The organism is uncultured Neisseria sp. (assembly GCF_951230505.1).
In the GTDB taxonomy this organism is placed as follows: Bacteria; Pseudomonadota; Gammaproteobacteria; order Burkholderiales; family Neisseriaceae; genus Neisseria.
In genome coordinates, this window is sequence record NZ_CATNVN010000163.1 from 1 (window position 1) to 4,069 (window position 4,069).

Consider the following 4,069-nt stretch of genomic DNA (forward strand, 5'->3'; position numbering starts at 1 on the left):
AATGACGGTGTGAAAGTTGGCGATGATGTTGCATTGAACAAAGACGGCTTGAAAGTAGGCGATGTTAACCTGACCAAAGCTGGCTTGAACAACGGCGGCAATAAGATTACCAACGTTGCGGCTGGTACGGATGACACCGATGCAGTCAATGTTTCCCAACTGAAACAAGCTGCCGCTGCGTCTAAGACCGAAGTCGTTCAAGGTAAGAACATCGTTGTGACTCAGAAAACAGGCGACAAGGGTCAAACTGTTTACGAGGTGGCAACCGATAAAGACTTGGATGTTGACAGCGTGAAAGCCGGCGATACCACAGTGAACACTGACGGTGTGAAAGTGGGTGACGATGTTGCATTGAATAAAGACGGCTTGAAAGCAGGCAAGGTAAACCTGACGAAAGACGGCTTGGATAATGCGGGCAACAAAGTAACCAACGTAGCGGATGGCGACATCAATGCCAACAGCAAAGATGCCGTCAATGGCAGCCAGTTGCACGCAACCAACCAAAACGTGGCCAACAATGCTGCGACGATCGCCAAAGGCATTAACTTCGGCGGTACCACCGGCAGCAACAACTACGCGTTGGGTTCTACCATCAACGTCAAAGGCGACAGCAACATCATCAGCGAAACCGTTACCGGTGGCGCTCAGCTGAAGTTGGCTGACGAGATTAGCGTGAAGACCGTGAATGCCGATACTTTCAAAGCAGGCGATACTGTGATGAACAAAGACGGCGTGAAAGTCGGCGATAAAGTTGCGTTGAACAAAGACGGTCTGACCGCAGGCAATACCGTGGTCAACAACGACGGCGTAACCATCGCTGCACCGACTGAAAACAATCCGAACAACCAAGTCAAACTGTCTCCTGTCGGTCTGAACAACGGCGGCCAACGCATTACCAATGTGGCTCCGGGTAAAGACGGTACAGATGCGGCAAACGTGAACCAGTTGATTGGTTTGGGTACCGAGTTGCAGAACAATATCAACCAAGTAGGCAAGAAAGCCTACGCGGGTGTGGCCGGTGCGATTGCCCAAGGCTCGATTCCTCAAGTAACCCGTCCGGGTGCGACCGGTATCGGTGTCGGCAGTGGCTACTACGGTGGTCAGTCTGCCATGGCCATCGGCGTGTCTGCGATGAGCGACGGCGGCAACTGGATTGTCAAAGGCAACTTCTCGGCCAATACCGACGGTCATGTCGGTGTCGGTGCCGGTGCGCTGTATCAGTGGTAAGTTGGCAATGACAGGCAACTAGATTTGCTGCCTGAATAGGAAGGCCGTCTGAAATTTTAGGTTTCAGACGGCCTTTTTTTCTGAAAACACTTGAATTTAGGCTATATGAAACGATATGCTTCATCTATTTACCGCATGACTCTGAAAGAGAACAAATGAGCAAAACCATCCATTATTTGAAAGACTACGCCGCGCCAGCGTACCGTATTCTGAAAACCGCCCTGCATTTCGATATTTTAGAACCGCAAACCATCGTCAAATCCAGTCTGACCGTTCAACCTGAAAGAGCAGGGGAGCCATTGGTATTGGATGGTTCGGCAAAACTGCTGTCAGTGAAAGTAAACGGCCAGGCCGTAGATTATGTGTTGGAGGACGAAAAACTGACGATTGCCGGCGTGCCGTCTGAAAACTTTACGCTGGAAGTGGAAACCGAAATTCTACCGGCTGAGAACAAATCTCTGATGGGTCTGTATGCTTCCGGCGGCAATTTGTTTACCCAATGCGAACCGGAAGGTTTCCGCAAAATTACGTTCTACATCGACCGTCCGGATGTCATGTCTAAATTTACCACCACCATCGTTGCAGACAAAAAACGCTATCCGGTGTTGCTATCTAACGGCAATAAAATCGATGGTGGCGAGTTTTCAGACGGCCGTCATTGGGTGAAATGGGAAGACCCGTTTGCCAAACCGAGTTATCTCTTTGCTTTGGTGGCAGGCGATTTGGCGGTAACGGAAGATTATTTTACGACCATGAGCGGCCGTAAGGTCAAAATCGAGTTTTACACCACTGAGACAGACAAACCTAAAGTCGGTTTTGCGGTGGAATCGTTGAAAAATGCGATGAAATGGGACGAGACACGCTTCGGTTTGGAATACGACTTGGATATTTTCATGGTCGTTGCCGTGGGCGATTTCAATATGGGCGCGATGGAAAACAAAGGTTTGAATATTTTCAACACCAAGTTCGTGCTGGCCAACAGCCGTACTGCAACCGATACCGACTTTGAAGGCATCGAATCTGTTGTCGGCCATGAATATTTCCACAACTGGACGGGCAACCGCGTGACCTGCCGCGATTGGTTCCAATTGTCGCTGAAAGAAGGTTTGACCGTATTCCGCGATCAAGAGTTTTCCGGCGACCGGGCCAGCCGCGTGGTGCGCCGTATCGACAATGTCCGCATGCTGCGTCTGTTCCAATTCCCTGAAGATGCGGGCCCGACTGCGCATCCTGTCCGCCCGGCCAGCTATGAGGAGATGAACAACTTCTACACCATGACCGTTTATGAAAAAGGGGCGGAAGTCGTGCGCATGTATCACACCTTGCTCGGAGAAGAGGGCTTCCAAAAAGGCATGAAGCTGTATTTCCAACGCCACGACGGTCAGGCTGTGACTTGTGATGATTTCCGTGCCGCAATGGCAGACGCAAACGGCATCAATCTTGATCAGTTCGCTTTGTGGTATAGCCAAGCCGGTACGCCGGTTTTAGATGCTCAAGGCCGTCTGAAAGATGGTGCGTTTGAATTAACCATCAAACAAACCATTCCCGCGACGCCCGATATGGCGGACAAACAGCCGATGATGATTCCGGTCAAAACCGGTTTGCTAAATGAAAAAGGCGAAGCGGTTGAGTTTGAATATCAAGGCAAACGGGTGAAAGAGGCAGTTTTGGTATTGACCGAAGCCGAGCAGACTTTTGTGTTGGGCGGCGTCAATGAGCCGGTTATTCCGTCTCTGCTGCGTGATTTCTCTGCGCCGGTTACCCTGAACTATCCGTACAGCGAGCAAGAATTGGCCACTTTACTGGCGGCAGATGAAAATGAGTTTGCCCGTTGGGAAGCTGCTCAAACCTTGTACCATCGCGCCATTAACGCCAACCGTCAGGCATTGGCGGAAGGCCGTCCTTTGCCGGAACATAAAGCATTGATGGATGCTTTGGCTTTGGTGGTTTCCGGTGACTTTGATCCGGCATTCCGTGCCATTTTGCTGCAAATGCCGTCTGAAACCGATGTATGGTCGGAAGAAGAAAATATTGACCCGATTCAGGTTCATCAAGCGCGAGAAGCCTTGCTCAATGTCGTTGCCGTCAAGTTCCTGCCTCAATGGCGCGAGTTGAACCGTCAAGCTGCTGAGCAAGAAAACCAAGCCGATGCCGCTGTTCGTTATGAATACAGCCCAGAATTGGCCGGCTGGCGTACTTTGCGCAATGCTTGCAGGGCATTTATCCTTCGTGCTGACGCTGCGCATATTGAACACGTTGCGGAGAATTACGCAGCAATGGCGCAAAACATGACCCACGAATGGGGCATCTTATCTGCAATCAACAGCAATAAAAGCGAAATCCGCGATCGTTTGTTGACGCAATTTGCTGATAAATTTGCCGATGATGCTTTGGTAATGGATAAATACTTTGCCCTGATTGCTTCAAGCCGCCGTAAAGATACTTTACAGCAAGTTCAGACGGCCTTGAGTCATCCTAAGTTCAGTATTGAAAACCCGAACAAGGCCCGTTCTTTGTTGATCAGCTTCAGCCGTAATATTCCGCATTTCCATGCAGAAGATGGCAGCGGCTACCGCTTTGTAGCCGATAAAGTGATGGAAATCGACCGTTTTAATCCGCAAGTTGCCGCCCGACTGGTGCAGGCTTTTAACATCTGCAATAAATTGGAAGCCAACCGCAAAGCCGTCATGACCAAAGAATTGCAACGCATCAATGCACAAGAAGGTTTGTCCAAAGATGTGGGCGAGATTGTCGGTAAGATTTTGAATGAAAAATAAATCTTGTTTGTTGACTTTATTGTCATTTGGCAATAAGGATAGATAAACTCAAGGCCGTCTGAAAC

The 4,069-nt window shown here is 49.7% G+C and carries 2 protein-coding genes; both read left to right on the forward strand.

From position 1 onward, the window contains the following. On the forward strand, nucleotides 1–1,227 hold a 1,227-nt coding region (locus Q1M25_RS08645; RefSeq protein WP_300483876.1), incomplete at its 5' end, for a YadA C-terminal domain-containing protein. 155 nt (nucleotides 1,228–1,382) lie between these two features. Continuing rightward, nucleotides 1,383–4,004, forward strand: a complete 2,622-nt coding sequence (gene pepN / locus Q1M25_RS08650; protein WP_300483877.1) for an aminopeptidase N — start codon at nucleotides 1,383–1,385, stop codon at nucleotides 4,002–4,004. Nucleotides 4,005–4,069: the final 65 nt, after the last annotated feature.